Genomic DNA, 1,443 nt, shown 5'->3' with positions numbered 1-1,443 from the left:
GAGGGTGTGTCAAAATAGACATATCCTCTTTTTTTATCACAAAGCCCCGACTTTCTCAAGCCAGGGCTTTGCCATGTCCAAAAATTTTTGTACCTTTAGACATATACTTTATAACTATGGCAAAGTTACACTTTCTTTCTTATACGCCCAACCAAATGGTTCTTTTTCCACAAAGAATCGATGAGGATATTGCGGAAAATGATCCGGTCCGCCTAATCAACGGTATAATCAACGGTCTGAATCTGGACGATATCCTGAAACTCTACAAGGAATCCGGCCGTAGTCCCTATCATCCCAGGATGATGCTCAAGGTCATCATATACGCCTATATGAACAACATCTATTCCTGCCGTCGCATAGAGAAGCTTCTGCGCCGTGATATACATTTCATCTGGCTCGCAGGTTATGAGAAGCCCGACTTTATTACGATCAACCGCTTCCGGAACCGTGTGAAGAAAGAAATCAACGGTATATTCACCCAGATCGTCCTGCTGCTGTGGGAAAAGGGATTCATCACGCTTGACACGGAATATGTTGACGGCACGAAGATAGAGGCCAAGTCCAATAAATACACCTTTGTCTGGCGCAAGACGGTGGAAAGGAACCGTGCGAAACTGATGGAGAAGATTTCCGTACTCCTTGAACAGATAGATGACAGTATAGTGCAGGATCAAATGGACCGGGATGAGCCTGTAGAGTTCACTCCATCCATGCTGGAAGGACTCGTAAGTGAATTACAGACTTCCATAGACAAAACCGCCGTCCCTGAAAACAAGGAGCAGAAGGCAGAAAAAAGGGAGAAGGAAAGGCAGTTACGCCAGCTCAGGGCCCACCGGGACAAGCTGCGTGAATATGACCGCCACCTTGTGATACTGGGTGAACGCAACTCTTATTCCAAGACAGACCATGATGCCACGTTCATGCGGATGAAGGAGGACGCGATGAACAACGGGCAGACCAAGCCCGGATACAACCTGCAGATCGGAACGGAGAATCAGTTCATCACGGACTTCGCCCTTTTCCCCAATCCCACGGACACGCTGACCTTCATTCCGTTCTGCAACTCCTTCATGAAGCGTTACCGCCGCTTTCCGCTCAGGGAAGTAGCAGATTCAGGCTATGGCTCGGAAGAGAATTACCGGTTCATGGAGGAGAACGGCATGGAAGCCTTCGTCAAGTACAACCGCTTCCACATTGAGCAGCGTCCGCGCTATGTTCAGGACCCTTTCCGTCAGGACAGCTTCTACTATAATAAGGAGGAAGACTATTACGTCTGTCCCATGGGGCAGCACCTGAGGCGCATCGGCACCAGGAGAGGCAGGACGGCAAGCGGGTATGCCACCCAAAGCGCAAGGTACAGGGCACAGAGATGCGAGGGATGTCCGCTCCGATGCCGGTGCTTCAAGGCAAGGGGTAACCGTACTATAGAGGTGAACTACAGGC

The 1,443-nt window shown here is 49.7% G+C and carries 1 protein-coding gene; it reads left to right on the top strand.

The window, feature by feature from the left end:
• Positions 1-116: 116 nt before the first annotated feature.
• A partial coding sequence (locus NG821_RS12500) for an IS1182 family transposase (RefSeq protein WP_252761988.1) occupies positions 117-1,443 on the top strand: 1,327 nt, incomplete at its 3' end.

Source organism: Segatella cerevisiae (assembly GCF_024054555.1).
Taxonomy (GTDB): Bacteria; Bacteroidota; Bacteroidia; order Bacteroidales; family Bacteroidaceae; genus Prevotella; species Prevotella cerevisiae.
This window is presented reverse-complemented; position numbering and strand designations above follow the sequence as displayed.